Genomic DNA, 25,778 nt, shown 5'->3' with positions numbered 1-25,778 from the left:
AGACAGGTTCCCTATGCGCTCCGCCTTATTGATCTGCAGCCTGCTGGGGGTATTTCTCGCCGCCTGGCTGAGCCATCCGCCCCATATGCTGGCACCTTTTGCACAGGCCAGCCCGAACACCGCCAAGGTGGCAGCGGCTCCGCAGTACAGCAGTCGTTTTGTGTCTTCGCAGCTCACCGATTTTGTGCACGCGTCATCCGTCACCGCACTGCCTGGCGGCGACCTGATGGCCGTGTGGTTTGCCGGCTCCCGCGAGGGCGCCGCCGATGTGCAGGTGCGCAGCGCACGCTTTGATGCGCACAGTGGCGAATGGGGCGCCGAGCAGGTACTGGCCACGCGGGAAAGTACCCGCGACGGCACGCAGCGCTATATCCGCAAGCTCGGCAACCCGGTGATCGCCCTGGGGCCGGACAAACGCCTGTGGATGTTTTACGTGTCGGTGTCGGTCGGCGGCTGGGCCACCAGTGCGATCAATCTGATGGTGTCGGAAGACTTGGGTGCCACCTGGTCGGCCCCCAAGCAGTTGGTGACCTCGCCGTTCTTCAACATCAGTACGCTGGTGCGCGCCGCGCCCGTGTTCCATGCCGACGGCTCGATTGGCTTGCCTGTGTACCACGAGTTCATGGGCAAGTTTGCCGAGTACCTGTACTTGAGCGCCGACGGGGCAGTGATCGATAAATTCCGCATCAGCCGGGGCAAACATTCGCTGCAACCGACCATCGTGCCCCAGGACGGCCAGCGCGCCGTGGCCATGCTGCGCTACGCCGGTGACACCCATCACCGTGTACTCGCCAGCCGCACCGAAGATGCCGGGCAAACCTGGAGCGAGCCGTACCCGCTGGCGCCGGCCAACCCCAACTCGTCGCTCGCGGCCGTGGCCACCGAGGACGACGGTTTGCTCGTCGCCCTCAACGACCTGCAAGACGGCCGCTTCAAACTCAGCCTCTACGGCACCGACGCCCAGCTCAGCCAATGGCGCACCGTGGTCGAACTGGACCAGTCCCCCGACCCGCTCGGCCAGCCGTTCACACCCCAGGCCTACAAGGAAATCATTGGCGAGGGCTTCCGCGCCTCCAGCGGTGCCCGGCGCCTGCCGCTGGAACAACGCTTCCTGAGCAACCTGGATTACCGCGTGTGCAAACCCCGTGGCTGCGATTTTGAGTACGAGTACCCGTATTTCAGCCGCAGCCCGGACGGCATGTACCACGTGGTGTACTCGTGGAATAACACCTTTATCAAACATGTCAGCTTCAACGAAGCCTGGCTGGCGGAGCGCTTGTGATGACGGCGGTGTGGCAAGCCCATTTGAGTTTTGTGCTGCTGGGGTTTGTGCTCTTGAGCACGTTTCGATTCACCGCAAAGTGGCGCCCATGGCTACTGCCAGTGTTAGTGGTGCTCAGTGTTATCCCGGTGAATGAACTGCCTCTGGCGGCGTATGTGCGCAGCTTTACCGATGACCTGGCGTTCAGCACGTTGGTGTTGCTGGCGTGGGTTGCGCTGTGCCGGTTGGGCGTATTGCAACCACTGCATCGCCCACAAAAGCTGCAACTGCTGATGCTGTTTGGCGGGCTGAGCCTGCTGCTGTATCCAGCCACCCTGGGGCTGACGTATGTGGATCCGTATCGCTGGGGGTTCAACCCTCGGCCGATGATTGTGCTGGTGGCGGCGGTAGCGTTATTGATGCTGTGGCTGCGCCATTCGTTGGCGGTGTGGATGTTGGCGGTGGGTACGTTGGCGTTCGCGTTGCGGCTCAAGGCGTCGGAAAACTATTGGGATTATTTGGTGGACCCGCTCTTGGCGGGCTACTGCGTCATCGCTGGATTTACGAATCTCAAACTGTGGGAGCGGGCTTGCTCGCGAATGCGGTGTGTCAGGCAGCACATTTGGCACTGATACACCGCTTTCGCGGGCAAGCCCGCTCCCACATTGAGACTGCGTCGATTTAAAGAATGGGGATAAAAATGAGTGCGTTGCAATCACGCCGCCTGCGCTACGGCGTGGGCGCGATCGGGTTGGTGTTTGTGTTGCTGGCCGCCTTGCGGCTGGTGTTTGTGGTGGGCTTTTCGGGCCTCGGGTTCAACACGCCCGCGCTGCTCGAAACCCTGGGCATCGGTCTGCGTTTCGACCTGCGCCTGGCGGTGTTGATCCTGCTGCCGCTGGCCGTGCTGGCGTGGCTGCCGCGCTGGAACCTCACCACCCTGCCCGCCCTGCGCTGGCTGGCGCGGGGTTATCTGCTGGTGATGCTGGCGGTGGTCGGCCTGGTGTACATCATCGATTTCGGCCACTACGCCTACCTCGGCGTACGCATTAATGCGACGGTGCTGCGTTACCTGCAAGACGCGCAGATTTCTCAGCAGATGGTGTGGGAGACCTACCCGGTGCTGTGGATAACCGCCTGTTGGCTGGCTGCCGTGGCGCTGTGGGTGTGGGCGTTGGTGTGCCTGGAACGAATCACCCTGGACCTCGAACCCAAGGCCATCGGCAAACCGACGCTGGTCGCCGTTTCAGTGGTCGGCGTGATCACCGTGCTGCTGGCCCTGCTCGGCCGTGTGGCCAACCTCAACCTGGAGAACCCGGTACCGCTGCGCTGGAGCGATGCATTCTTTTCCGGCGACAGCCAAGTGGCCGCCGTGGGCTTGAACCCGGTGCTGTTTTTGTACGACACGCTCAAGGTCGGCCAGTCGCAGTTCAACGAGGCCAAAGTGCGCGAGCTGTACCCGCAAGTCGCCCACTACCTGGGCGTCGATCAACCTGACGCCGCGCACCTGAACTTCGCTCGGGAGCAAGGCGTGCAGCCCTATCGCCTGGCCGGCAGCCAGCCGCCCAACGTCATCTTCGTGATGCTCGAATCCCTCGGCACCAGCGCCGTGGGGGCCTATGGCAACCCGCTCAACCCCACGCCAAACCTGGACAAACTGGCCACGCAAAGCCTGTTTTTCAAACACTTCTACGTGCCCGTCACTGGCACCGCCAAGACGGTGTGGGCAAGCATCACCGGCGTGCCGGACGTGACCCGCCAAGAGACGGCCACGCGCAACCCGCTGATCACGCGGCAACACACGCTGATCAACGCGTTCGAGGGTTACCAGAAGTTCTACATGATTGGCGGCAACACCGGCTGGGCGAATATCAACGCGCTGATCCGCCAAAGCATCGACGGCGTACAGCTGTTTGAGGAAAGCCACTGGCGCTCGTCCCGCGTGGATGTGTGGGGCATCTCCGACCTCGACCTGTTCAAGGAAAGCGACGCGCTGCTGCAAGCCGTGCCCGACGGCCAGCCGTTCTTTGCCTTCCTGCAAACCTCGGGCAATCACCGGCCGTTCACCATCCCCAAGCACAACGACGGGTTCCAGGTAGCCGACGTGACGCTGGAACAAGTGCAGGCGGCTGGCTCCCGCAGCGTCGAGCAGTACCAGGCCGTGCGCTTGCTGGACTACAACATCGGGCGCCTGATGGACATCGCCAAGGCCGGTGGCTGGTACGACAACAGCATCTTTGTGTTCTTCGGCGACCACAACACCCGCATCAGCCAGATCCCGCACATGGCGCCCGCCTTCGAACAGTTGGGCCTGGAGAGTAACAACGTGCCGCTGCTGATCCACGCCCCCGGCCTGGCGCCTCGCGTGATCGAAGACGCCGTGGGCCTGGCCGACCTGTTGCCCACCGTGGCGGGTATGGCGGGCGTGCCGTTTCGCAATCGCGCCATGGGCCGCGACATCCAGCAACCGGCACCGGAAGGCGAACGCATGGTGCCGCTGGTGTTGCAGGAGGGCACGTTCCCAGTGATTGGTGGCGTGACCAAGGACTTCCTGCTGCAGATGCAGCACGACGGCAGTTCACCCACCCTGCACGACCTGGCGTCGCAAACACCGAGGGAAGACGTGGCGCAGCAACATCCCGAAAAGTTCGAGCGCCTGCAGGGGCTGACGCGCGGGCTGCATGAGAGTGCGCGGCTGATGCTGTTCAGGAATGTGCGCGAGTGATCACTTGGCCTGGAATGTCTCGAGGTACGCCAGGATGTCCTGGATTTTTTCTTGGTCGCTGATCCCCCAGAAAATCATGCGCGTGCCGCTGACGACTTTCTTTGGCGCCTCGATGTAGGCGGCGAGTTTGTCGCGGGTCCAGACCACGCCCGAGTTCTTCATCGCGTCGGAATATTGATAGTCGGTGGTGGTGCCGGCCGGGCGGTCGATGATGCCGTTGAGCTGCGGGCCGAAACCGCCGCGTGCACCTTCGCCGATGCTATGGCAGCCGCCGCAGGTCTTGGTAAAGAGCTTGCCACCGGCCTCGGCATCGCCGGCGGCGAAGGCCGGCGCGCTGAGGATCATGGCAAGGGTCAACAAGGCGAGGCGTTTCATGGAAGGCTCCACATCAAGGTAGCGGTCATTATGCCCAATCAGGAGCGCATGCCCATCCAGATCACGGTTTCGGTCCATGCCGTGACCACCGGCGCCAGCGCCCGGAACCACGGGTCGCGCTCATCAATCTGCGCGGCCGAGTGGTCATGATGGTGTTGTTCTTCCTCGACGATGGACGCAATAGCAGCCACCGCCAAGGGGTCGATGCCCTGCAAGGTGTGCAGTTGATGGGCCAGATGCTTGAGCACCACGCTTTCGACCGCGACCGTCGTGGCGACAATCGCCTTGCGCCCGCACAGGCCAGTCACCACCCCCAGCACCAGGCCGCCCAGGCCACACAGCCAATAACTGCGGCAGCGACGATAAGCGCGGCGTTGCAACTCGGCCTGGAACACCGCGCGGTGGCGGCGCTCGTGGGAGAGAAATTCCTGCAGTTCGGCCACCATGCCACGCGCAAAAAAACGCGCCATGAACAGCTGGCCGCTGTAGATACAGATCGCGCCATGCTCACCGGCATGGTCGACCTTGATCATGCGGTTGCCGAGGTCGTGGTCGATAAGTGGGGCAACGGGAGCATTCACGGGGGCAGCCTTGTGCGAAAGCCTGTGAGAGGTCAGGCCGGTCCTCTGTAGTTGATGCGCGGGTATCGTGCAGTAACACCCGGCAACCGCGCAAGCCAGAGCCTCTGCACGACCACCCATCGTTTAGCGCATATCCAATCGAACCTATTGAGGCCTGTCCCACTCCACCCAATTGAACCCTGATGGTGGAGTAAGGATCATGGCTCAGCCATCGATTTTAGTGTTGGAAGACGACGAGATCATTCGCTCGTTGATGGTGGACGTGCTGGAGGAGTTCGGTGCCCATGTCACCTCGTTTCCTTCGGCAGATGAAGGGATGATTTTCCTGGAGCGGGCCGATGACCCGGTGGACTTGATTGTCAGCGATATCCAGATGCCAGGTTTGCTCAACGGTTATGACTTGAGCCGGGTCGTGGCCCACCGCTGGCCGTCAGTGCCGGTGGTGCTGACGTCCGGCAATACCAAGCTGGCGGCGCAACTGGGCAGCAGTGTGCGCTTCCTGCCCAAGCCCTGGAGCGCCGAGCATTTGCTTGAATGTGTGCAAACGGCATTGACTCAACAAGGATCGTCCATGCATTGATAGCCCGGCGATATCACTTAAACCGAACTTGAGACGGGGAGTTGTGGTCATTCAATGAGCAAGGAGCGACTTTTCTGATCCGCTGGTCAGGCTTTTCGCCTTGTGCGTACAGCCGACGGCAATGAGTTGTGTAGAATCGTCGCCCATTTTCACGCGTCATTCATGGCCGCAAGGCCCACTGTTCGAGCTCATTGCATGCATTCACAGGCCCATGACGTCAGTGCGCCCTCACTGCTGGAAACATTGCGTACAGGTACTGCCCTGTTGCATGTTGCACTGGAAAAACGCCTGCCGTTCTTCTCCGAGCGCCTGGATGCCAACTGGTATCGACGACTGCTCCAAGCGTACTACGGCTTTTACCGCCCAATGGAAACAGCGCTGTACGACAGTGGTTTGATCCCCGAGGGTTTCGACACGGTGATGCGCGTGAAAACGCCAACGTTGGTGAGAGACCTCCATGCCCTTGGCCTGGACAACGACACCCTCGACGCCCTGCCTCGTTGCACCGATTTGCCCACCTTCAACACTCCCGCTGCCTGCCTCGGCGCCCTGTACGTGCTCGAAGGCGCGACGTTGGGCGGACAAGTGCTGCGCCGGGAAATGGCCCAGCGCCTGGGCCTGGATGCTGACAACGGTGGCGCGTTTCTCAACGTATATGGCGCCGAGACCGGACGGCGCTGGAAAGACTTTCTCGACTACCTGGGCCGCCTGCCGCTGGATGCATCCGCCAAACAGCACGCGGTAGAGGCTGCCCGTTCGACATTCAGCGGCTTTGAGCAATGGCTCGACCGCCAGGAGGTACTGCTATGAAACCCGAAGATTTTGAAGAGCTGCTTGCCAACTGCGCCGACGAGCCCATCCGTTTTCCGGGAGCGATCCAACCTCACGGTGTGCTGCTGACCTTGTCGGAACCCGACCTGAATATCATCCAGGTCAGCGCCAACGTGGGCACGTTGTTCGGCCAGGCGCCTGAGGCGCTGCTAGGCAAGCCTCTGCACACTCTGTTGGGGGTTGAACACGCTAACGCTGTGCAATCCATGGCTGAGAGCAACAGCTTTTTCGACGCGCCGCCCCTGCATGTCACCCTCAACGTCGCCCCCTTCGAAGGTCTGTTGCATCGCCATCAGAACGTGCTGGTGCTGGAATTCGAACCCCGTATTGAAGACTTCAAACCACGCGCACTGAACGGCCGCACCAGCGACCTGGGCAAAATGTTGCAGCGCCTGCAGTCAGCGAAAACCCTGCAAGCCTTGTACGAAATCAGCGTGAATGAAATCCAGGCCATGACCGGTTATGACCGGGTGCTGATCTACCGTTTCGAAGAGGAAGGCCACGGCCAGGTGATCGCCGAGGCATCGGCGCCGTCCATGGAGCTGTTCAACGGGTTGTTCTTCCCCGCGTCCGACATTCCGGAGCAGGCCCGCGAGCTGTACCGCACCAACTGGCTGCGCATCATCCCGAATGCCGCCTATGAGCCGGTGCCGCTGCTGCCCAAGCTGCGCCCGGACACCGGCCAACCGCTGGACCTGAGTTTCGCCACGCTGCGCAGCGTGTCGCCGATTCACTGCCAGTACATGCAGAACATGGGCGTGCTGTCGTCCATGAGCATTTCGTTGATGAAGGGCGACACCCTGTGGGGCCTGATCAGTTGCGGCAACCGCGAGCCGTTGCTGGTGCCCAATGAGCTACGCACAGCCTGCCAGACCATCGGCCAGGTGCTGTCGTTGCAGATCAGCGCCATGGAAGCCCTGGACCTGAGCCGTCAGCGTGAAGAGAAGGTCGAGGCCTTGGCCCTGCTGGCTCAGGCAATGAAGGCCAGCGAAGAAAACGTCTTCGACGGCCTCGCCCAACAGCCGCAAGTGCTGATGGACCTGGCCCTGGCCGGCGGTGTGGCGATCATCGAAGACAAACAATTGCATCGCTATGGCAACTGCCCGGAGCCGGCGCAGATTCGCGCCCTGCACAAGTGGCTGATCGAGACCGGCGAGCCGGTGTTTTCCAGCCACAACCTGGCGTCGGTGTACCCGCCTGCCGCCGAGTATCAACAAGTGGCCAGCGGCGTATTGGCCATGAGCCTGCCCAAGCCTGTGGATAACGGCGTGCTGTGGTTCCGCCCGGAAGTCAAAGAGAACATCAACTGGAGTGGCGACCCGAGCAAACCGCTGGACCTGGAAAACTCCGACGCGGGCTTGCGCCTTCGCCCACGCACATCGTTTGAAATCTGGAAAGTGGAAATGGCCGGCATCTCCACCAAGTGGAGCCACGGCGACCGCTTTGCCGCCAATGACCTGCGTCGCTCAGCCCTGGAAAACGACCTGGCCCGCCAAGTGTTGCGCGAGCAACAAGCCGTGCGCGCTCGTGACGAGCTGGTGGCGGTAGTCTCCCACGACCTGCGCAACCCGATGACCGTGATCTCCATGCTGTGCGGCATGATGCAAAAGGCTTTCAGCTCCGACGGCCCGCACACCTCGCGACGGATTTCCTCAGCCATCGACACGATGCAACAAGCGGCCGGGCGCATGAACGTGCTGCTGGAAGACTTGCTCGACACCTCGAAAATCGAAGCCGGGCGCTATGTGGTCAAGCCGGTGCCGCTGGATGTCAGCCAGATCTTTGAAGAGGCCTATTCACTGCTGGCGCCGTTGGCGATGGAAAAAGGCATCGACCTGTCGTTCAACACCGAACCTGGCCTGCAGATCAACGCCGACCCGGAGCGCTTGTTCCAGGTACTGTCGAACCTGATCGGCAATGCCATCAAGTTCACCCCGCGCCAAGGCAATATCGGCATCAGCGCCATGAGCAATGGCGAGGAGATTGTGTTTTCGGTGCGCGATTCCGGCGAAGGGATTGCGCCGGAACAATTGCCTCACGTGTTTGACCGCTATTGGACACAGACGGAAAACAATCCGACCGGCAGCGGTCTTGGGCTGTACATCACACAAGGCATCGTCCAGGCCCATGGCGGCAAGATTGTTGCTGAAAGTGAAGTGGGCCGTGGCAGCGAGTTCCGGTTCACGGTGCCTAAAGTGACAGACGACGTACACCGATAATCGATCACCCCGCCGGGCAGCCTTGCTGCCCCGGCCTCCCCTCTTACCGGATAAATACCTTGTATTCATCCGCGCACCTGAACACTGACGCCGTTAAGCAACAGTTAATAAACAACCCACACACTCTTAACTTTTTTATCAAAAAACTTCTACCCAGCACATTACAACCCGCAACACTCGCGACCTCGCCTGCCCGAACAAAAACAACTAACTTAACTCCCGCACTGTTACAGGGAAGAACATGCCATGTAGAACTCATTATCAACTTTTAAAAAAGAGACACCCTTATGATCAGCGCTATCAGCACTTACCCCGTTCAATTCCCTGTTAACCCAGACACTCAACACACCCCATCCACCCATTCTCGCCAAAAGCGCAGCCTTGAAGAGCAAGACCTTCAGGTTTCGGCCTTTGAAACCACCTCCAGTGCAGACAAGCCCCGCAGGCGCAATGGCGGAGGTATGGACAGCCTCGGTCGGGGAAACCTACTGTAAACCTGCAATCCATTAAGTAGCTTGGTGAAAAGCAGCGTTCAATACGCTGCTTTTCTATTTTCTCGCCGACGCCTTTTAATACAACGCCACCTATTAACGAAACGTCTACATTCTTTATTGTATCCTGCCGGCCTACCTCTTAATTTGAGTTATCCGTTTGATGCCAGAGCCATCATCGCTACCCTCTGTACTCGCCGGCCCATTGCTACGCCGTGTCGAACCCAAGCGCCTGGTGTTATGGCTCGTGGCAAGTCAGCAGCTGACGCTGACCCTGAAGTTGCAACTTCCTCAAACAACATTGGCTATTCCCCTGGCCGCTCATAGCCAGGTCATTGCCGTCGGTCGTCACGCATTTATCCATCTGATCGATGTACCGCTGGCTGAGCCAATGCCCTGCGACGTAAACATCAGTTTCGATGTGCTGATCGACAATCACGGTATTGCCGAGTGGGCCCCTCACTTGCTTTACGCAGGGGCCTCAATGCCCCACTTCGTTGTACACAGCCGCATTCACCAACTGATCCACGGTTCCTGCCGCAAGCCCCATCACCGCGCCGACGAAGGCCTGCTCTGTGTCGACCGCCTGCTGGCCGAAGCCCATACCCCGGCCGAACGCCCGACCTTGCTGATGATGAGCGGTGACCAGATCTACGCCGACGATGTCGCCGGGCCGATGTTGCGGGCGATTCATGCCTTGATCGCACGCCTGGGCTTGTTCGATGAATACCTGGAAGGTGCGGTGGTCGACGACAGCACCAGCCTCTACAGGCATCGCGCCAGTTATTACCATCGCGCCGACCTGCTGCCTGCGCTGGACAGCAACGAGACCCTGCGCGAACGCTTTTTTGGTGGCGTGAAAAAGCCGATCTTTACCAGCAGCACCGCCGACAACCATCTCGTGACCTTCGCCGAAGTGATCGCGATGTACTTGCTGGTCTGGTCGCCAACCCCCTGGACATTGATCGACACGCAGGCCCCGACGCTGAGCGCAGCCGAACAACAGCGCTACGCCCACGAGCAGGTGCAGATCGACCAATTCCGCCAAGGACTGCCCGGTGTTGCACGGGTATTCGCTCACCTGTCCACCTTGATGATCTTTGACGATCACGACATCACCGACGACTGGAACCTCAGCGCCCAGTGGGAACAAACTGCCTACAGCCATCCCTTTTCCCGACGCATCATCGGCAATGCTTTGCTCGCTTATCTGCTGTGCCAGGGCTGGGGTAACCAGCCGGATGTGTTTGACGACCTGCTGAACCAGATTCAGGCATTGACCACCCGGACGCAGGACAACCACCTGGACGCAACCGCACAGGACGAGTTGCTCAAGACCCTGCTGAAATTCCAGCACTGGCACTACGTGCTGCCGACCACCCCGGCCCTGGTGGTGCTCGACACCCGCACCCGACGCTGGCGCAGTGAGTTCGCCCTCAAGCAACCCTCTGGCCTGCTCGACTGGGAAGCCTTGAGCGAACTGCAACAAGAGCTGCTGGACCATCCCTCGGCCATCATCGTCTCGCCCGCGCCGATCTTCGGGGTCAAGCTGATCGAAACCGTGCAGAAAGTCTTCAGCTGGTGCGGCCACCCATTGCTGGTGGACGCCGAAAACTGGATGGCCCATCGCGGCGCCGCCCACGCGATCCTCAACATCTTCCGCCACTCCCGTACGCCGGGTAACTACGTGATTCTTTCGGGCGATGTGCATTACTCGTTCGTGTACGAAGTGCTGATCCGGCACCGCAACGCGGGCCCCAGGATCTGGCAGATCACCAGCAGCGGCATCAAGAACGAATTCCCGCCGCGCCTGCTGGAATGGTTCGACCGCCTCAACCGTTGGCTCTACTCGCCACGCTCGCCCCTCAACGGCTTCACCCGCCGCCGTGCCCTGCAGGTGGTGCCCCATATTCCCGAGCATGCCGAAGCTGGCGAGCGGCTGTGGAACAGCGCAGGGATAGGCCAGGTGTTTTTCAATGAGCAGGGGCAGCCTGAGGCGATTTACCAGCACAACGCGGATGGCAAGCCTCGGACGAGGATGGTGGCGCCTGAGTGAACGGTCTTACATGCGCAGACGCACCATCGCACCCCAGCCAAAGAAACATCCTAACTAATTATTTTTAATGATTTTTCTTGAAAAAATCTTCTGCTCTTTCCTTCACAAAAAAAGTGCCAGGCTCTGACGGGACTTTGCGAAAAGCGCCCTCAATCGCCGATTGCCATATGAACCTATTTTGGTGCACTCTTTTTGAATCACCTCCTTCTTGTGTTGAACGTCGCTTTTTATCGGACTCAAGCGGGCAATGAACCTGTACGCGAATGGCTGATGGGTTTGCCCAGGGAGTCTAGAAAATTCATAGGCATTGACATCAAATCAGTCCAATTCAGGTGGCCGCAGGGAATGCCGCTGGTTAGAAAACTCGAACATCGCCTTTGAGAAATTCGCAGCGATCTCGGTGAGTCCATTGCACGGACGCTGTTCACTCTGGTTGATCATGAAATGATCCTGCTGCACGGGTTCATCAAAAAGAGCCAGAAAACTCCATCCGTCGACCTGGACACCGCCAGACGTCGCAAAAGCAAGCTATGAGGGACGCCGCAATGAACAAACATATTGGTTCCAGTTTTGATGATTTCCTTGACGACGAAGGGCTCACAGAAGAGGTGTCCGCAGCCGCATTAAAGCGTGTTATCGCCTGGCAGTTGGCGGAAGCGATGAAGGTGCAAAAGGTCAGCAAAAAAGCCCTGGCTGAACGGATGCACACCAGCCGTACCGCAGTCGATCGTGCACTGGACCAAAACGATGCAGGCATGACCCTGGCGACCCTGGCGACCCTGGCGAGCGCAGCGCGGGCGCTGGTCCAACGCGTAGAAGTGCGCCTGGTGCCCGATACCGAACCGGGCGCGCCCCTGGTTTAAAGCCCCCGGGCCAAAAACCACTCTGCCGTTCAGTAGAGCAGCGGCCTGCCTCCTACTAAAGCATCGCCCCCACCCTATTCAAACCACACCCGCCCCGTTGTACAGTAGCCCCAGCCACGGAGTATCGGCGTCAACCCTGACTGGCCTTGGGAGCCAGCCCACGCAGGAAGCGTACAGATGGACGATACATCCGACAGCAAGCCGCTGCGCAATGACTTTTCCGACCTCAATGCCGACATGCTGCATGCCGTGATGGAATTGGTCAGCGACGGCATCTGGGACTGGAACGCCAATACCGGGTTCGTCTACCGCAACCCCGGCTGGTACGAAATGCTCGGTTACCCCCGCCACTCCCTGGAGAACACTGTGTTCACCTGGGAGAACGTGATCCACCCCGAAGACTACCCGCAAGTCATGACGGTGTTTGATGACTACATCAGCCGCCGTGCGCCCCAGTACCGAGTGGAATACCGCTGCCGTAAGGAAGACGGCTCCTACCTGTGGATTGAAGACCGCGGCTACGTGATCGCACGCAACCCCGACGGTACGGTGGCGCGCATGGTGGGTGCGCACCGCGATATCCATACGCGCAAGTCATCGATCGAGCAGCTTGAACGGCGCAACCAGTCCCTTGAAGCCCTGGTGGCCGAGCGCACTCGCGAGTTATCGCGGGTCAATCAGCAACTGCAAGTGCAGCTCGACGAAAACCGCTCCCTGGCCGAACTCGACACCCTGACCCACGTGGCCAACCGCTACCGCCTGGAGAAAGTGCTGCTGGAAGAATGCGACCGCGCCGAGCGCTTTCGTCTGCCGTTGACGCTGGTGGCCATGGACCTCGATGACTTCAAGCCAATCAATGACAAACATGGCCACGCGGTCGGTGACCAGACGCTGGTTCGCACCGTGCAAAACCTGGAGGCGTGCGTGCGCCCCGGCGACCTGTTGGCCCGCTGGGGTGGTGACGAGTTCATGCTGATCCTGCCCAAAAGCAACCTGCAAGCGGCGAAGGGCGTGGCCCAAAGCATTCGCCAGCAGATCACCCGGATGCCTGCCGTGGGCGACTTCAAGGTGACGCTGAGCCTGGGCTTGGCCGAGCGCCATAGCGGTGAATCCCCTGCCGCACTGATGGCGCGAGCCGACCAGGCGTTGTACCGCGCCAAAGCGGCAGGGAAGGACACCGCGTCGGAATAGCTACCGTACGGGCGGTGCGTACTGGATACCGCCCTGGCTCCACAGGGCATTAAGCCCGCGCTTGATCTTCAGCACGCTGCCCTGGCCAATGTTGCGCTCGAACACTTCGTCGTAGTTACCCACCTGCTTGACGATCTGCACCACCCAATCCTTGCGCAGTTTCAGGTCCCGCCCGTATTCACCGTCGGCACCGAGCAAGCGCGCCACATCCGGGTTCCTGGTGGTCTTGGCCTGCTCCTCGACGTTCTGCGAGGTGATGCCCATTTCCTCGGCATTGAGCATGGCGAACAGGGTCCATTTGACGATGCTGAACCACTCATCATCGCCCTTGCGCACCAGCGGCCCCAGCGGCTCCTTGGAAATCACTTCCGGCAGCACCACGAACTCGTCCGGGTGGGCCATCTTGATACGCTGGGCGTACAGGCCCGATTGGTCGGTGGTCAACACGTCGCAGCGTCCGGATTCCAGGCCCTTGGCGCTTTCATCGGCGGTGTCGAAGGTGATCGGTGTGTATTTCATGCCGTTGGTGCGAAAGTAATCCGACACGTTGAGTTCCGTGGTGGTGCCGGCCTGGATACAGATAGTCGCCCCGTCCAGTTGCTTGGCACCGGTCACGCCCAGCTTGTTGTTCACCAGGAAGCCGATGCCGTCGTAGTAGGTCACGCCGGTAAACACCAGGCCCATCCCTGAGTCGCGGGAGCTGGTCCAGGTGGTGTTGCGCGAGATCACATCCACTTCGCCCGATTGCAGCGCGGTGAAGCGCTCCTTGGCGGTCAGTTGGCTGAACTTCACTTTCGAGGCGTCACCAAACACGGCCGCTGCAACGGCGTGGCACACATCCACGTCGATGCCGGTCATCTTGCCCTTGCTGTCCGGCACACCAAAGCCTGGCAGGCCGTCGCTGACACCGCACTGGATAAAGCCTTTCTTCTGGATCGCATCCAGTGTGGCGCCCGCGTGCGCGGTGCCGGCCAAGCCCAATACGGCGCTAGTGCCGAGTACGGCCAAGGTGGTTTTGAATGGATTCATGCAAGGCACTCCCTGTCATTCCTTATTATTCGGCGCCTCACAGCCCGCGCCGGTTTATAGTGCTGCCGGGCAGTATCCACGGCTTTACGGCGCTGCCACAAACGACCTTTAGGCAAAGGCTCCTTCCGATTTGGAATGAACTGCATGATTTCAAAACGCTTGACCCCTTCGATGACGGCCCTGCAATGCTTCGAAGCCGCCGCCCGCCACCTGAGCTTCACCCGCGCCGCCGAAGAACTGCACCTGACCCAGAGCGCAGTGAGCAAACAAGTCGCGCAGTTGGAAGAGATGCTTTGCCACAACCTGTTCGAACGGGTGCGCCAGCGCTTGTACCTGTCACCGGCGGGTTCGCTGTACCTGGCCGAGGTGCACAAGATCCTGACCCAGGTGGACATCTCCAGCCGTTACATCCTCACCTACGGCGGCGAGACCGAAGTGCTGCGCATCGCTACCCAGCCGACCTTCGGCGACCGCTGGCTGGTGCCCAAGCTCAAGGATTTCGCGGCCAAGCACCCGAACATCCACCTCGATGTGCGCAATGAGCTGGAGCCCTTCGACGTGCTGCAGGCCAAGGCCGATATCGCGTTTTTCTTCGGCCAGGGTTCATGGCCCGGGGCAACGTGCATCGAGCTGTTCCGTGAGGCCGTGGTGCCGGTCTGCGCGCCGGGGTTTGTCGCCGACGGCAGCGATGCCTCCTCGCGCCACACCCTGCTGCAATGCACCTCGCGCCCGGAGGCCTGGCACGAGTGGTTCCTGGAACAGGGCCTGCATTCGCAGAACAGCTACCACGGGCCGCGTTTCGACACGTTCTACATGTGCATCCGCGCCGCGCAATCGGGCTACGGCGTGGCGCTGGTGCCCCAATACCTGGTGGCCGAAGAGCTGGCCAACGGCAGCCTGATGATCCCGTGGAATTACACGATGCCCAGCGCCGGCGCGCACTTTATCGCCCACGCCGAACACGCCGGCGAAGTGCCAAAAGTGAAGGCCTTCCTGAAGTGGATGGTGAGCTATATCAAGGCACATCCCGACTTTTAATAATGACCCGGCGACTTTATTTCGTTTGCGGCAAGGCCGGGCGCACGGCTTAGATAAAAAGACGCCCGCCATTGCCGAGTCCACGATTCATGAGCCGCGAAACCATCAGCCAATCGATTTCCATCGTCCACCCCATCAGCCTCAGCCACGGCAAGAACGCCGAAGTGTGGGACACCACGGGCAAGCGCTACATCGACTTTGTTGGCGGCATCGGCGTGCTCAACCTCGGCCACTGCCACCCCGGCGTGGTCGCGGCGATTCGTGAACAGGCCACCCAGCTCACGCACTACGCGTTCAACGCCGCCCCGCATGCGCCCTACATTGAGCTGATGGAACGTCTGACCGCATTCATACCGGTAAGCTACCCGGTCAGCGGCATGCTCACCAACAGTGGCGCAGAGGCCGCGGAAAACGCCTTGAAGATCGTGCGCGGCGCCACCGGCCGCACGGCGGTGATCGCCTTCGATGGCGCATTCCACGGGCGTACCCTGGCCACCCTCAACCTCAATGGCAAGGTGGCGCCCTACAAGCAAAAAGTCGGCGTGCTGCCCGGCCCGGTGTACCACCTGCCCTACCCCAGCGCCGATAACGGCGTGAGCTGCGCCGAGGCCCTGAAGGCGATGGAGCGCCTGTTCAGCGTGGAAATCGACGTGGACGATGTCGCCTGTTTCATCATCGAACCGGTACAGGGCGAAGGTGGTTTCCTCGCCCTGGATGTCGAGTTCGCCCAGGCGCTGCGGCGTTTCTGCGACGAGAAAAACATCCTGCTGATCGCCGATGAAATCCAGTCGGGGTTCGGGCGTACCGGCCAGCGCTTTGCGTTCTCGCGCCTGGGGATCGAACCGGACCTGCTCCTGCTCGGTAAAAGCATTGCCGGTGGGGTACCACTGGGTGCGGTGGTGGGGCGCAAAGCGCTGATGGACAACCTGCCCAAGGGCGGCCTGGGCGGCACCTATTCCGGCAACCCCATCGCCTGTGCAGCGGCGCTGGCCACCCTCGATGCAATGACCGATGAACACCTGCAAGCCTGGGGCTCACAGCAACAGGAAGCCATCGTCCGCCGTTATGACACCTGGCGCGCACAAGGCCTCAGCCCCTACCTCGGCCGCCTGACCGGCGTGGGTGCGATGCGCGGCATTGAGCTGGCCAACGCCGACGGTTCACCCGCGCCGAAGCAACTGGCTCAATTGCTGAGCCTGGCGCGGGACGCCGGTTTGCTGCTGATGCCCAGCGGCAAATCGCGGCACATCATCCGCCTGCTGGCACCACTGACCATCGAGCCTGCAGTACTCGAAGAAGGCCTGGATATTCTCGAGGCCTGCCTCAAGCAGCTGGACTAGTAGCGCGCATCGGCGGGTTTGCCGCCGTTGGGCCAATCCTTGACCTTATCCGGGAAGTCCGGGCGCGGTTGCCCCGAGAAATACGCCGCCACGTCCACCGCGTCCTGGTCCGTCAGACCGCCCTGGCCCAGCGGGAATTTTTCGTGAAAGCCGATCGGCATGTTGCGTTTGACGAACGCCGCCGCCGTGTAAGGGCGGGCCATGCCGGCGCCGATGTTGAACGACTGCTCGCCCCACAGCGGCGGGTACACCAGTTCCCCATCGGCACGCGCCAAGCCCTGGCCGTTATCGCCATGGCACACCGCACACTGTTTGGCGTAGACCGCCTTGCCATTGGCCAGGTCCGGCTTGATCGCCGGGTCGATCTTGCCCACACCGCGCCCCGCCACCTTGTCTTCGGGCCGTGTGTTGTTTTTCATCCAGTCGAAGTACGCGACCATGGCCTGCATCTCGGCCGATTGCGGCGCCAACGGCGTGCCGTTCATCGAACGGCGGAAGCAGCCGTTGATGCGTTCTTCGAGGCTGACCACCTTGCCCGCACGCGGCGCATAGCTGGGGAAAAACGCCGACACGCCGACAAAGGGCGAACCGTCCGCCACGGTGCCGGCGTTGAGATGGCAGCTGGTGCAATTGAGTGAGTTACCCACGTTATCCGGCAGCAACGCCTTGGTTTGCAGGTGCAGGCGCATGCCACGCACCACCTGGTCAGCGTTGGGGGCGGCGAGCAGATCTGCCAGGCGCGGGGTTTCAAACGCCGATGAATCGGTGGTGGCCGGGTTGAGTTGGTCGCGCAGTTTCTTCACCTGGGCGGCACTGATCGGGGTGCCTTCATTGCCCCAGCGGGTGCGCACAAAGCTCAGGATCTCGGCAATTTCCGCGTCCGCCAGGCGTGCGAAACCGGGCATGGTGTAGACCCGTGGGTGGGCCGCCGTTTGCGCGGTTTCCCAACCGGTGAGGGTGATGTGCAGCAACGACGTCGGGTTGTTGGACGCAATGCTCGGGTTGCCGGCCAAAGGTGGAAACAGGCCCTTCACCCCGGCGCCATCGGCACGGTGGCAGTCGCTGCAAAACTGCATGTACCCCAGCCCGCCTCGGCTGGTAAACAAGTCGGCAGGCGGCGTGGCCGGAGCGCGGGCCACAGCCGGCATCGGCAGGTCGTCTTTGCCCGGTGGCAGGGATTTGAGGTAGCTGGCGATGGCGGTGAGGTCGTCATCACTGAAGTGCTGGGTGCTGTGGTGAATCACATCCGCCATGTTGCCGGCCACCGTGGCAAAGCGGTTCTGCCCGGTCTTGAGCAGTTGCACGGTGTCCTCCACGGTCCACAGGTTGCGCAGGCTCAAGGCGCGCCAATGTTCGACGGTTTCACCCGCCAGGTAATGCCGGCCGCTGCGGCCGTCATCGCTCATGGCCTTTTCCTGGAACGCGATGCCCCGTGGGGTATGGCAGGAGCCGCAGTGGCCCAGGCCCTGGACCAGGTAGGCGCCCCGGTTGAGCACCTCGTTACGGGCAGGGTCGGGGGTGAAGGGTTGCTTGTCGAGAAAGGCAAAATTCCACAGCGCCAGGCCCCAACGCTGGTTGAAGGGGAAGCCCATGTCGGCGTCGAGGTTAGCCTGTTGCACGGGCTCCACGCCCTGCATCAGGTAGGCGTACAAGGCGCGCATGTCCGCTTCGCTCATCTTCGCGTAGGACGGATACGGCATCGCCGGGTACAGGTTCATACCGGCCGGGGTAACACCTTCACGCATCACCCGGTCGAACTGTTCGAAGGTGTAGGCGCCGATCCCCGTCTCACGGTCCGGGGTGATGTTGCTGGAGTAGATCGTGCCCATGGGCGTGCTCAACGCCAGCCCGCCGGCCATCACTTTGCCCTGCTGGGCGGTGTGGCAGGCGATGCAGTCGCCCAGTTGCGCAACGTATCGGCCGTGGTCGATCAACGGGGTATCGGGTGGGCTGGCGTGCAAGGGTAGCGCCAGACACAGCGTCGCCCCCAGCAAGGCCAGGCGGGAGAGGGAAAGCGCCATCACATTAATCCTTTAATAACCCGGCGTGGGGTGGCCCCCTCGGCGCAGGTCTGTGGTCATTTTTATGGGTTCATCAGGCCTCTGTGTTGTAACGGTTTTGTCGGTGTGGCGTTTTGATGTGGGTCAGGCTCAATTCGATGGACAAACCCCTGAACGCTCGACGACTATCCACCGCTCGCCCCTACCGCACGGACGCACCCCATGCTCGATATCCTCCAAGGCACGCCCCTGTGGGTCTATGCCGTTTACCTGTGGATTTGCTACTACGGCATCAAGGCCTGCCTGGGTGGACGTGAGAGTCGTCGCTCGTTGATGATCCTGCCGGTGGTGCTGGTGGTGTGGTCGCTGATGGCGTTGGCGCCTTCGCTGCTGTCGAGCAGCGCCTGGGTGGGCGGCGCCATCGTGGGCAGCCTGCTGGGCATGCGGTTGTTCAACGCCAACGGCGCGCACCTCGATACCAATGGCGAAACCCTGGTGTTGGCGGGCACCTGGAAAACCCTGCTCATCTCACAGCTGTTCTTTGCGGTGAAGTACTACTTCGGCTACCAGCAGGCGGTGCACCCGTTGCTGTTGAGCACGCCAGAGATGCTGGTGGCGGTCGGCGCGGTCTCGGGGTTTACCGTTGGTCTGTTCTGCGGGCGGGCCGTGCGACTGCACCGGGCGCTGGCCGCGTTGCGTGGCAAGGTGGGCAGCGTGCTGCCTTGACCTGATCCCCCTCCCCCCTGAAAATGCGCGACGCTTTTTTGTCTCCGTTTACTGAAGTAGTGAAATTTCAATGTCCGATTCCTACACCGAAGAAGAATCCGTAGTCGCCTTGCAATCCAAAGCTGAATACGAAAACGCCATCAATCTTTCACAGCATGTGCCAGCGGCCAAGATCATCAGCGAAATGGTGCTGGACGCCTTCCACACCTCCAAGGAAAGCGACCAGATCCGCGAGCTGCGCGTCGCCATCCGCCAGGCCCACGATGCCTTCGATGACGACAAGGCCTACGACCTGATGGGCCAGCTCAAGCAGCTGAAAGACGCCGAGGCTGCCGACAACGCCGCCCTGGAAAACCTCAGCAGCCAATTCTCCATCAGCCGCATCCTGTCCAGCTTCAAGGATGACCCTGAGTTCCAGGAGCTGGTCTACGGCCTGGCCCTCAAAGTGCTGAACCAGAGCCACCAGGCCATCAGCAACCCGAGCGCCGGCAAGAGCAAGGCCACACGGGCCAAGAAAGAAGAAGTGTATGTGATCAGCAAGGACGGCATCAGTGTCACCCTACCGCTGCGCACACCACGCTCCAAGCTCAACGTCGACCGTGAAGCGCTGGAGTTCCTAGGCTTTGCCTTCGTGGGCGAAGGCAGCGAAGCCGAGCTGGAAGGCGAAACCTTCGTCGACAACAGCGGCGTCGAGCAGCCGGTCACGCGCAAAAGCATCGTGACCGCGCTGCAACAGCAGAGCGCGTTCGACGGCTACACCATCGCCGCGCAGTGACTGCCTGACGCTACAAGCTGCGCAGTGTCACCAGGGCCTGTTCCACCTGGGCCAGGGTGACCTGCCGGCCGACCGAGGCGCGCACGAAATGCGTGGCGCCCAGGTCCTTGAGCAGCAACGGCGTGTGGGCGGCAGTGCCCGCCCACAGGTTGAGGCCCAGTTCGCGGGCCAGGCTGACGAACACCTTGGCCGAGCTGTTGCGCGGCACGAACGACACAGTCCCGGTCTGCTCGAACGGCTCACACAGCAGTTGCAACTGTGGCAAGCGCCGCAGCTCCTGCACCAGCAAGGCATAAGGTTCGGTGTTCACCGCCGCCCCCACCTCCGCGTATTCGCGCATCGCCGTGTGCAAGCCCACCAGGGCTGAAAAACTCTTCTCGGCAATCTCCAGCACTCGCGCACTGGACACCTCGATACGGTTGACCTGGCCATCGGTGCTGGCCGCATGCAGGTCGGCAAAATTCAGTTCCAACTGTCCGAGCAAGCGTGGCGACACATAAGCAATCCCGCTGCCACGCGGCCCGCAGAGAAACTTGCGCCCCGCGCCCGTCAACAAATCACAGCGAATGTCACGTACGTCCAGCGGCAACTGGCCCAGGGACTGGCAGGCGTCGACCACATACAACGCGCTCGAGTCCTTGAGCAACGCGCCCAACGCTTCCACCGGGTTGATCACGCCGCAGCATGACGGCAGGTGCGACACGCTGACCAGGAACACCTCGTCGTCCAGGTTGCGCTGCACCCAATCCAGGTCCAACGGGCTGGTCGCGGTGGTTGGGATCACCTCGACACGGAGGTCGCGAGACAGCTTGAGGTAGTTGAAAAAGATCAGGTTGGCCGCGTACTCCGAGGCCGACACCCACACCCGCTTGCCCCGGGGGAAGTTGAGCTTGCTGAGGATGCTGGTCCAGGCCTCGGTGGCACTGCTGAAAAAACCGATGTCGGTCGGCTGCGCATTCAACAGCCCGGCGGCGACCCGGTACAGGTCGACGTTGAGCAGTTCCTCGTAGGCCAGTTCAGTCTCATAACTGCCAATGCGCGCTTCGATCGAGGTAAAGCGCTGGATCGCATTCAACGTGGCCGTGGACATCAGGCCCGCGCCAGCGGTGTTCAAGTGCACGATGCTCATTTCACGCTTCCTTGTTCCACAAGAGGGTTGAGCTTTTCATCACGCCCACTGCCACCGCGAACAGCAGCAACACGGTGCCGGCCAGCAGCCACGGCGACGGCAGGGACGGCTGCGCCACCAACATGAACGCCAGCGACGGCGTGATCATCACCCCGATGTTGACCCCCGCCGAGTAGTAACCCAGGTTGCGGTCCACGGTGTGCCGGCTGGAGATGCTGCTCACGTAATGAGTAATGCCGGGAAACACGATCATCTCACCCAGGCTCCACAGTACGGTGGCCACCAGCAGCACCGCGCCGATATGGCTGAAGCCCATCAGGAAAAACCCGACCCCGGCCACCAGGAACCCCGCCACCAGTGAGCGACTGCTCGACAAGTGCGCCATGCGCTGGTTGATCGGCACTTCGAACAGGATCACCAGCAAGGCGTTGATGAAGAAAATGATGCCGACGTAATACGCCGGCAGTTCGGTGTAAGTGATGATGTAGGCCGACAGAAACGTCGGCGGCAAGGCGTAGGCCACATGCACCGGCAGCGCCGCCAGCAAGATCACCAGCAAACGCGAACGTTCGTGCGGTGCCGTCTCCGGCAATCCATTGCCCTTGCTCGCCAGTGGCGCTGCCTGCGCCGCGTCAACCGTGACCGCACGGCCGAATCGCAGGCAGGCGGCAAACGACACCAGGGACAACGCCGCATTGATGTAGAACACCGCATCGGCGTTGCTCAGGAAAATCAGGCTGCCCAACAGCGGCCCGATCGCCATGCCGATGTTGATCGCCAAACGGTTGCAGGAGAACGCCACCTTGCGCGTCTCGCTGCTGCTGTGGGTCACCGTCTCGGAGAACGTCGCCGGCGTGAAGGCTTCGTAGCAGGCGCCCCAGAGGAACGACAGCACGAACAGCGCGGCGGTGTTGTCCACCGATGGGATGATCAACAGCAGCAACGCGTTGAGCAGCAACGAGCCGAGGATCACCCGGTTGGCCCCCAGGCGCTTGATCACCGGGCCGATGATCAGGTCCACGAACAGCGCACCCGCGCCATACACGCCGACCAACAGGCCGGCCGTGCCCGCCGACACGGCGTGCTGATGAATCAGGTACGCCGCGTAGAACGGGAACGCCATGGTGCCCATGCGGAACACCAGGGTGATCATGAACAGCGACTGCAGCCGGGCGTTGAGCCCGCGTAACGCGCGATAAGTGCCCATCAGCGGATCACGTAGACGTTGTCTTTGTACTGGCGGATCTGTTCGTAATCCTGGTCGATATCCCGCTGGTTCTCCGACAGCAGGAACACGCGCAACGGGCTGCTGAGCAGGTCGACGGTCTTCTTCATCAGCTTGCCGGCCTTGTACTTCACGCTCAGCTTGTGCACCGACGGCAGCGCTTCGATCAGGTGAATGGCCGCCTCGTTGAAGCCGGTCACTTCGCCTTGCAGCGTGGTGTCGGTGTTGATCACGCAGGCTTCCTTGAGCTTGTGGTAGCGCTTGCCGGCGTAACCGGCCTTGAACGCCTCGCCGTCGCAGTAGGCCAGGTAGGTCAGTTGCGCCTGGTTGCCGCCCAGGCTGATGTCGTGGAAGTTGGGCTCCATGTTGCCGTTCAGCCGTGCGCCGACCTCCACCAGCGCAGGGCCGGCCTCGGTCAGGATCACTTCCGAATGAGCAGGGCCGTTGTTGATCCCCAGGGCCTTGAGTACCTTGACGATGTAGTCCACCAGCACGTTGGCTTCCGGGCTGTCAGGGGCGATCAGCACGTCACGGTCATAGATGTTTTTGCCACCGCTGACTTCGCGCTTCACATAACGCCAGATCCCGCAGACATACACCTGCCCATCACGGCTGACCGTATCGACGATGAACTCCGGCCCCTTGAGGTAGGACTGGCAGAGGATCTCGGTGTTGGCCAGGCCGAAGATGTCCAGGTTGGACACCACCTCCTGGCAGGCGCGCTTCACGTCCTCGACGTTGTGGCAGATCGAGACACCGTCGGTGGACGCCGAGCTGAGCGGCTTGACCACGCACGGGAACACCTGGCCGGCCTCGACCCACGCCAGCAACTCGGCGGGGTCGGCGGACTTGATCTGCCGCGCGGTCAGCAGGCCGGCAGCGGCCACCTTGCCGATCATTTCAAACTTGTCGCGGCGCGCCCGGGAGCCGGCGCTGCCATTGGAGGTCGGCAATTGCAGCTGTTCGCTCAGGTAGTCGGCAAACGGCACGCCAGGCTCCTGGCCAGCGATCACCGCCACCACATCGAACTCACGCAGGCGGCGCACCACGGCGTCGGCGCTGCCGTTGAAGATCAGGTTGTGTTCGAACTCATCCAGGTTCGGCCCGAGCATGCTCGGCATCAGTTCCGGGGTGCTCTGTACATGGATCAGGCCCAGGCCGGCATCCCGAAAGAATTTAGGCAGGAAGTTACCGCTGGAGTAGACATCAACCAAGGCGACGTACTGTTTCATGAGGATGTCCTTTTCAGTAATGAGTGGCGGTTTCGGAAGGGCGCGGCGACGCCACGTCGTCCAGCGCGAGGAAAATGTTCTGCGGGAATTCGGCGACGCGGTGCAGCAGGTGCAAGTACCAGTTGGTGCCGTACACCGCCGACACGCGGGTCTTGACCTGGCCAGCGTCCTTGACGGCCTTGATCAACTCGGGACGCACGCCGTGGAGCATCTCCAGCTCGCCACGGCTGGCGATGCCGCTGGTGAGGATCTGCTCGACCAACTGCGGGTCCTGGGTGGCGAACGCGTAGTTGCTGCTGGCACCGTTGATACGGTCGAGCAGGCCCAGGTAGCGCTCGTCCAACTGCGCACCACGGGGCAAGGCGATGGCGGCCGGCTCGGCGTAGACGCCTTTGACCAGACGTACTTTGCAGCCGGTACCGAGGATCTCACCCAGGTCATCGGGCGTGCGGTTCAACTGCGCCTGCAGGGTGATGCCCAGGTTGGGAAACCGCGCACTCAGGTGCATGAAGATGTCGAGGATCGAGTCGGTCCATTGGGACCGTTCCATGCTGAGGATCACGCCGACGTCCTTGTCGGCCGCATGGGTGAGGATCTTCGAGCAGTTCTCGATTGCCAGCTCACGGGAAATGATGGTGCCGACGTTGGACAGGTCGAAGCCCAGTTGCGGCGGCTCGCTGAGTGTCGGGTGCAGCGCCATCAGGTCGATCAGCTTGAGGTATTCGTCGGTGGCGGTGGTCACCTCGGCCAGGGTGGTGGCCTCTTCGCCCACGTACTCGACGCCGGTGCGATAGCCCTTGCCTTGCAGGGCGGCGAGCTTGTCGAGCATCTCCAGGCGGTCTTCGGAAATGATGTAGCGCAAGGCGGCCGGGCGCAGGAAATCACGCAGGGTGTCGCTGGCCAGGAACAGGTCGCGGTAGGTCTTGTTGGCCGCAAGCTTTTTCAGAGCCAGGGTCGCCAGCAGGCTGTTGTCTGTGTTGTGCATGGTGTCAAACCCCGTAGGCCTGGTTGAGCATGCGACGGGCGAAGCTCGAGTCGTCGGCATGGTTAGCGATCTTGTGGGCGCGGAACTTGGCCGCGTAGCTGAGCATGGTTTCCTTGTTGGGGCTGTGGCGGTCGCGGGTGAAAATCCCGGCCCACAGGTTGTCCCAGCGGGCGTACTCGGGGTGCGACATCAACAGCTCGTGGGCCTTGCGCATGTTCCAGTGCGGGATGGCCGGGTGCAGGTGGTGCACCAGGTGGTAGTTGTCGTCGTGGCGGCCGAAGAAGAAGTTCTCCAAAGCATTGCCCTTGCGGTTGCGGGTCAGCAGCAGCTTCTCGGTTTCGGCAGCGGGCAGCGGGTAGTGCTCGGCCAGCTCGATGATCCAACCCACGGCCACGGCGGTAGTGAACAGCGGCACCAGCCAGAACAGCAGCAGCTCAGTGACCACGCCGAAGCTGGCGGCCACGGCGAAGATCGCTGCCCAGTAGGTCCACAGCATGAGGCGTTCGTTGCGGATCTTCTTGTCCGAACCCTGGGCCTTGACGCGGTCCTTGATGATGTAACGGATGTACTGCACGGTGCGGTAGCCGGACAGGGCCAGCAGTACGTTTTTCAGGAAGAACTCACGCTCGCTCTGCTTGACGTCGTACAGCCCGCATTTGAGGTGGAAGTTGTAATCCGGGTCTTTTTCCGGGTGGCCCAGGTGCACGTGGTGGTTCTTGATGTGCGAGATGCTGTAGGACTGGTGCAAGTGGAAAATCAGGTACCCGGAGAGGAAGGTGCCGGAAAACCAGTTGATAACGCGGTTTTTGGCCAACATCTTGTGCGCCGATTCATGCAGCACGTTCGCCAGGGCCCGTTGGGTGGTGCCAATCAGAAACAGCGAAACCGGGTAGAACCAGTAGCTGATCCCCAGGGACAGGTAGATCGCAAACGCGATGATGGCGTAGTCCTTGCCCAGCGCGACGGCCCAGTGGTAGTTATCTTTTTTGCATAAGTGCTTGAGCATCCCGAAGGTCTCGCGGGAGATACCCGCAGCGTATTCGCCAGCAGCTTCTTTGTTCTGATCGACCAGCATAATCACTCCATTAATTAAGCGGCACGCTGCAACACCCAACCCGCGCGAGTGGCA

22 protein-coding genes and 1 pseudogene are annotated in these 25,778 nt (G+C 61.3%); 14 read left to right on the top strand and 9 right to left on the bottom strand.

The genetic code is table 11. The features are described from left to right. The first annotated feature begins 13 nt into the window (after positions 1–13). The 3 genes from AC07SU_RS07300 (at position 14) to AC07SU_RS07290 (ending at position 3,983) form a co-directional block, all read left to right on the top strand. Positions 14–1,282, top strand: coding sequence for a sialidase family protein (locus AC07SU_RS07300; protein WP_494996620.1), 1,269 nt, complete (start codon positions 14–16; stop codon positions 1,280–1,282). Next, positions 1,282–1,893, top strand: a complete 612-nt coding sequence (locus AC07SU_RS07295) for a hypothetical protein (RefSeq protein WP_494996619.1) — start codon at positions 1,282–1,284, stop codon at positions 1,891–1,893. The genes AC07SU_RS07300 and AC07SU_RS07295 overlap by 1 nt, the downstream gene beginning before the upstream one ends. A 68-nt stretch (positions 1,894–1,961) precedes the next feature. Further along, entirely contained in the window at positions 1,962–3,983 is a 2,022-nt protein-coding gene (locus AC07SU_RS07290; RefSeq protein ID WP_494996618.1) for an LTA synthase family protein, read from the top strand. Here the strand turns inward: AC07SU_RS07290 and AC07SU_RS07285 are convergent, their stop codons facing one another. After that, positions 3,984–4,358, bottom strand: coding sequence for a c-type cytochrome (locus AC07SU_RS07285; protein ID WP_176996996.1), 375 nt, complete (start codon positions 4,356–4,358; stop codon positions 3,984–3,986). Positions 4,359–4,396: 38 nt separating this feature from the next. Further along, positions 4,397–4,939, bottom strand: a complete 543-nt coding sequence (locus AC07SU_RS07280) for a demethoxyubiquinone hydroxylase family protein (RefSeq protein WP_494996617.1) — start codon at positions 4,937–4,939, stop codon at positions 4,397–4,399. Between the two features lie 199 nt (positions 4,940–5,138). Between AC07SU_RS07280 and AC07SU_RS07275 the strand changes: the two genes are divergently transcribed. The 7 genes and pseudogenes from AC07SU_RS07275 to AC07SU_RS07245 all read left to right on the top strand — a co-directional run bounded on the left by AC07SU_RS07275 (position 5,139) and on the right by AC07SU_RS07245 (position 13,170). Further along, positions 5,139–5,519, top strand: coding sequence for a response regulator (locus AC07SU_RS07275; protein ID WP_176996995.1), 381 nt, complete (start codon positions 5,139–5,141; stop codon positions 5,517–5,519). A 195-nt stretch (positions 5,520–5,714) separates the two neighbouring features. Continuing rightward, entirely contained in the window at positions 5,715–6,329 is a 615-nt protein-coding gene (locus tag AC07SU_RS07270) for a biliverdin-producing heme oxygenase (RefSeq protein ID WP_494996616.1), read from the top strand. Then, positions 6,326–8,569, top strand: coding sequence for an ATP-binding protein (locus AC07SU_RS07265; RefSeq protein ID WP_494996615.1), 2,244 nt, complete (start codon positions 6,326–6,328; stop codon positions 8,567–8,569). The genes AC07SU_RS07270 and AC07SU_RS07265 overlap by 4 nt, the downstream gene beginning before the upstream one ends. Positions 8,570–9,223: 654 nt before the next feature. Continuing rightward, a complete protein-coding gene (locus AC07SU_RS07260; RefSeq protein WP_494996614.1) occupies positions 9,224–11,116 on the top strand; it encodes an alkaline phosphatase D family protein in 1,893 nt (630 codons plus the stop codon). Positions 11,117–11,308: 192 nt separating this feature from the next. Continuing rightward, positions 11,309–11,650 (top strand): annotated as a pseudogene (locus AC07SU_RS07255) (type II toxin-antitoxin system RelE/ParE family toxin). Between the two features lie 11 nt (positions 11,651–11,661). Beyond that, a complete protein-coding gene (locus tag AC07SU_RS07250) occupies positions 11,662–11,979 on the top strand; it encodes a Fis family transcriptional regulator (protein WP_494996613.1) in 318 nt (105 codons plus the stop codon). 177 nt (positions 11,980–12,156) lie between these two features. Next, entirely contained in the window at positions 12,157–13,170 is a 1,014-nt protein-coding gene (locus tag AC07SU_RS07245) for a sensor domain-containing diguanylate cyclase (RefSeq protein ID WP_494996612.1), read from the top strand. Here the strand turns inward: AC07SU_RS07245 and AC07SU_RS07240 are convergent, their stop codons facing one another. Further along, on the bottom strand, positions 13,171–14,199 hold the full coding sequence (locus tag AC07SU_RS07240) for an amino acid ABC transporter substrate-binding protein (protein WP_176996990.1): 1,029 nt from the start codon (positions 14,197–14,199) through the stop codon (positions 13,171–13,173). Positions 14,200–14,343: 144 nt separating this feature from the next. Between AC07SU_RS07240 and AC07SU_RS07235 the strand changes: the two genes are divergently transcribed. Together AC07SU_RS07235 and AC07SU_RS07230 are read left to right on the top strand one after the other, a co-directional pair. Further along, a complete protein-coding gene (locus AC07SU_RS07235; RefSeq protein ID WP_176996989.1) occupies positions 14,344–15,237 on the top strand; it encodes a LysR substrate-binding domain-containing protein in 894 nt (297 codons plus the stop codon). Between the two features lie 89 nt (positions 15,238–15,326). Further along, the gene (locus tag AC07SU_RS07230) at positions 15,327–16,577 is read left to right on the top strand and encodes a 2-aminoadipate transaminase (RefSeq protein ID WP_494996611.1); all 1,251 of its coding nucleotides are present in this window, start codon (positions 15,327–15,329) and stop codon (positions 16,575–16,577) included. Here AC07SU_RS07230 and AC07SU_RS07225 read toward each other — a convergent pair. Continuing rightward, positions 16,574–18,598, bottom strand: a complete 2,025-nt coding sequence (locus AC07SU_RS07225; protein ID WP_494996610.1) for a c-type cytochrome — start codon at positions 18,596–18,598, stop codon at positions 16,574–16,576. The genes AC07SU_RS07230 and AC07SU_RS07225 overlap by 4 nt on opposite strands. Positions 18,599–18,799: 201 nt before the next feature. Here AC07SU_RS07225 and AC07SU_RS07220 point away from each other — a divergent pair, with 201 nt between their 5' ends. Then, positions 18,800–19,303: a DUF6622 family protein gene (locus AC07SU_RS07220; RefSeq protein ID WP_494996609.1), complete on the top strand. Its 504-nt coding sequence runs from the start codon at positions 18,800–18,802 to the stop codon at positions 19,301–19,303. A gap of 70 nt (positions 19,304–19,373) precedes the next feature. Further along, positions 19,374–20,078: a hypothetical protein gene (locus tag AC07SU_RS07215; RefSeq protein ID WP_176996985.1), complete on the top strand. Its 705-nt coding sequence runs from the start codon at positions 19,374–19,376 to the stop codon at positions 20,076–20,078. Positions 20,079–20,088: 10 nt separating this feature from the next. Here AC07SU_RS07215 and AC07SU_RS07210 read toward each other — a convergent pair whose 3' ends face one another. Genes AC07SU_RS07210 through AC07SU_RS07190 form a run of 5 tightly spaced genes read right to left on the bottom strand, consistent with a single transcriptional unit; the run spans position 20,089 to position 25,724 of the window. Further along, positions 20,089–21,207 (bottom strand): aminotransferase class V-fold PLP-dependent enzyme, encoded by a 1,119-nt coding sequence (locus AC07SU_RS07210; RefSeq protein WP_494996608.1) that lies wholly within the window; start codon positions 21,205–21,207, stop codon positions 20,089–20,091. A 1-nt stretch (position 21,208) separates the two neighbouring features. Next, positions 21,209–22,414 (bottom strand): MFS transporter, encoded by a 1,206-nt coding sequence (locus tag AC07SU_RS07205; RefSeq protein ID WP_494996607.1) that lies wholly within the window; start codon positions 22,412–22,414, stop codon positions 21,209–21,211. Next, on the bottom strand, positions 22,414–23,664 hold the full coding sequence (locus AC07SU_RS07200) for an ATP-grasp domain-containing protein (RefSeq protein WP_494996606.1): 1,251 nt from the start codon (positions 23,662–23,664) through the stop codon (positions 22,414–22,416). Before AC07SU_RS07200 ends, AC07SU_RS07205 begins: the two co-directional genes overlap by 1 nt. Positions 23,665–23,677: 13 nt before the next feature. Next, positions 23,678–24,649, bottom strand: coding sequence for a proline dehydrogenase family protein (locus tag AC07SU_RS07195; RefSeq protein ID WP_494996605.1), 972 nt, complete (start codon positions 24,647–24,649; stop codon positions 23,678–23,680). Between the two features lie 4 nt (positions 24,650–24,653). After that, on the bottom strand, positions 24,654–25,724 hold the full coding sequence (locus AC07SU_RS07190) for a fatty acid desaturase (protein WP_494996604.1): 1,071 nt from the start codon (positions 25,722–25,724) through the stop codon (positions 24,654–24,656). Positions 25,725–25,778: the final 54 nt, after the last annotated feature.

Source organism: Pseudomonas sp. GW821-FHT05H12 (assembly GCF_059419385.1).
This window is presented reverse-complemented; position numbering and strand designations above follow the sequence as displayed.

Bases quoted from the DNA above. Each gene is read 5' to 3' on its own strand.
- AC07SU_RS07275 (WP_176996995.1), top strand. From the start codon at position 5,139: ATGGCTCAGCCATCGATTTTAGTGTTGGAAGACGACGAGATCATTCGC.
- AC07SU_RS07235 (WP_176996989.1), top strand. From the start codon at position 14,344: ATGATTTCAAAACGCTTGACCCCTTCGATGACGGCCCTGCAATGCTTC.
- AC07SU_RS07290 (WP_494996618.1), top strand. From the start codon at position 1,962: ATGAGTGCGTTGCAATCACGCCGCCTGCGCTACGGCGTGGGCGCGATC.
- AC07SU_RS07265 (WP_494996615.1), top strand. From the start codon at position 6,326: ATGAAACCCGAAGATTTTGAAGAGCTGCTTGCCAACTGCGCCGACGAG.
- AC07SU_RS07240 (WP_176996990.1), bottom strand. From the start codon at position 14,199: ATGAATCCATTCAAAACCACCTTGGCCGTACTCGGCACTAGCGCCGTA.
- AC07SU_RS07200 (WP_494996606.1), bottom strand. From the start codon at position 23,664: ATGAAACAGTACGTCGCCTTGGTTGATGTCTACTCCAGCGGTAACTTC.
- AC07SU_RS07300 (WP_494996620.1), top strand. From the start codon at position 14: ATGCGCTCCGCCTTATTGATCTGCAGCCTGCTGGGGGTATTTCTCGCC.
- AC07SU_RS07205 (WP_494996607.1), bottom strand. From the start codon at position 22,414: ATGGGCACTTATCGCGCGTTACGCGGGCTCAACGCCCGGCTGCAGTCG.
- AC07SU_RS07270 (WP_494996616.1), top strand. From the start codon at position 5,715: ATGCATTCACAGGCCCATGACGTCAGTGCGCCCTCACTGCTGGAAACA.
- AC07SU_RS07215 (WP_176996985.1), top strand. From the start codon at position 19,374: ATGTCCGATTCCTACACCGAAGAAGAATCCGTAGTCGCCTTGCAATCC.
- AC07SU_RS07285 (WP_176996996.1), bottom strand. From the start codon at position 4,358: ATGAAACGCCTCGCCTTGTTGACCCTTGCCATGATCCTCAGCGCGCCG.
- AC07SU_RS07220 (WP_494996609.1), top strand. From the start codon at position 18,800: ATGCTCGATATCCTCCAAGGCACGCCCCTGTGGGTCTATGCCGTTTAC.
- AC07SU_RS07230 (WP_494996611.1), top strand. From the start codon at position 15,327: ATGAGCCGCGAAACCATCAGCCAATCGATTTCCATCGTCCACCCCATC.
- AC07SU_RS07245 (WP_494996612.1), top strand. From the start codon at position 12,157: ATGGACGATACATCCGACAGCAAGCCGCTGCGCAATGACTTTTCCGAC.
- AC07SU_RS07225 (WP_494996610.1), bottom strand. From the start codon at position 18,598: ATGGCGCTTTCCCTCTCCCGCCTGGCCTTGCTGGGGGCGACGCTGTGT.
- AC07SU_RS07210 (WP_494996608.1), bottom strand. From the start codon at position 21,207: ATGAGCATCGTGCACTTGAACACCGCTGGCGCGGGCCTGATGTCCACG.
- AC07SU_RS07250 (WP_494996613.1), top strand. From the start codon at position 11,662: ATGAACAAACATATTGGTTCCAGTTTTGATGATTTCCTTGACGACGAA.
- AC07SU_RS07190 (WP_494996604.1), bottom strand. From the start codon at position 25,724: ATGCTGGTCGATCAGAACAAAGAAGCTGCTGGCGAATACGCTGCGGGT.
- AC07SU_RS07195 (WP_494996605.1), bottom strand. From the start codon at position 24,649: ATGCACAACACAGACAACAGCCTGCTGGCGACCCTGGCTCTGAAAAAG.
- AC07SU_RS07295 (WP_494996619.1), top strand. From the start codon at position 1,282: ATGACGGCGGTGTGGCAAGCCCATTTGAGTTTTGTGCTGCTGGGGTTT.
- AC07SU_RS07260 (WP_494996614.1), top strand. From the start codon at position 9,224: ATGCCAGAGCCATCATCGCTACCCTCTGTACTCGCCGGCCCATTGCTA.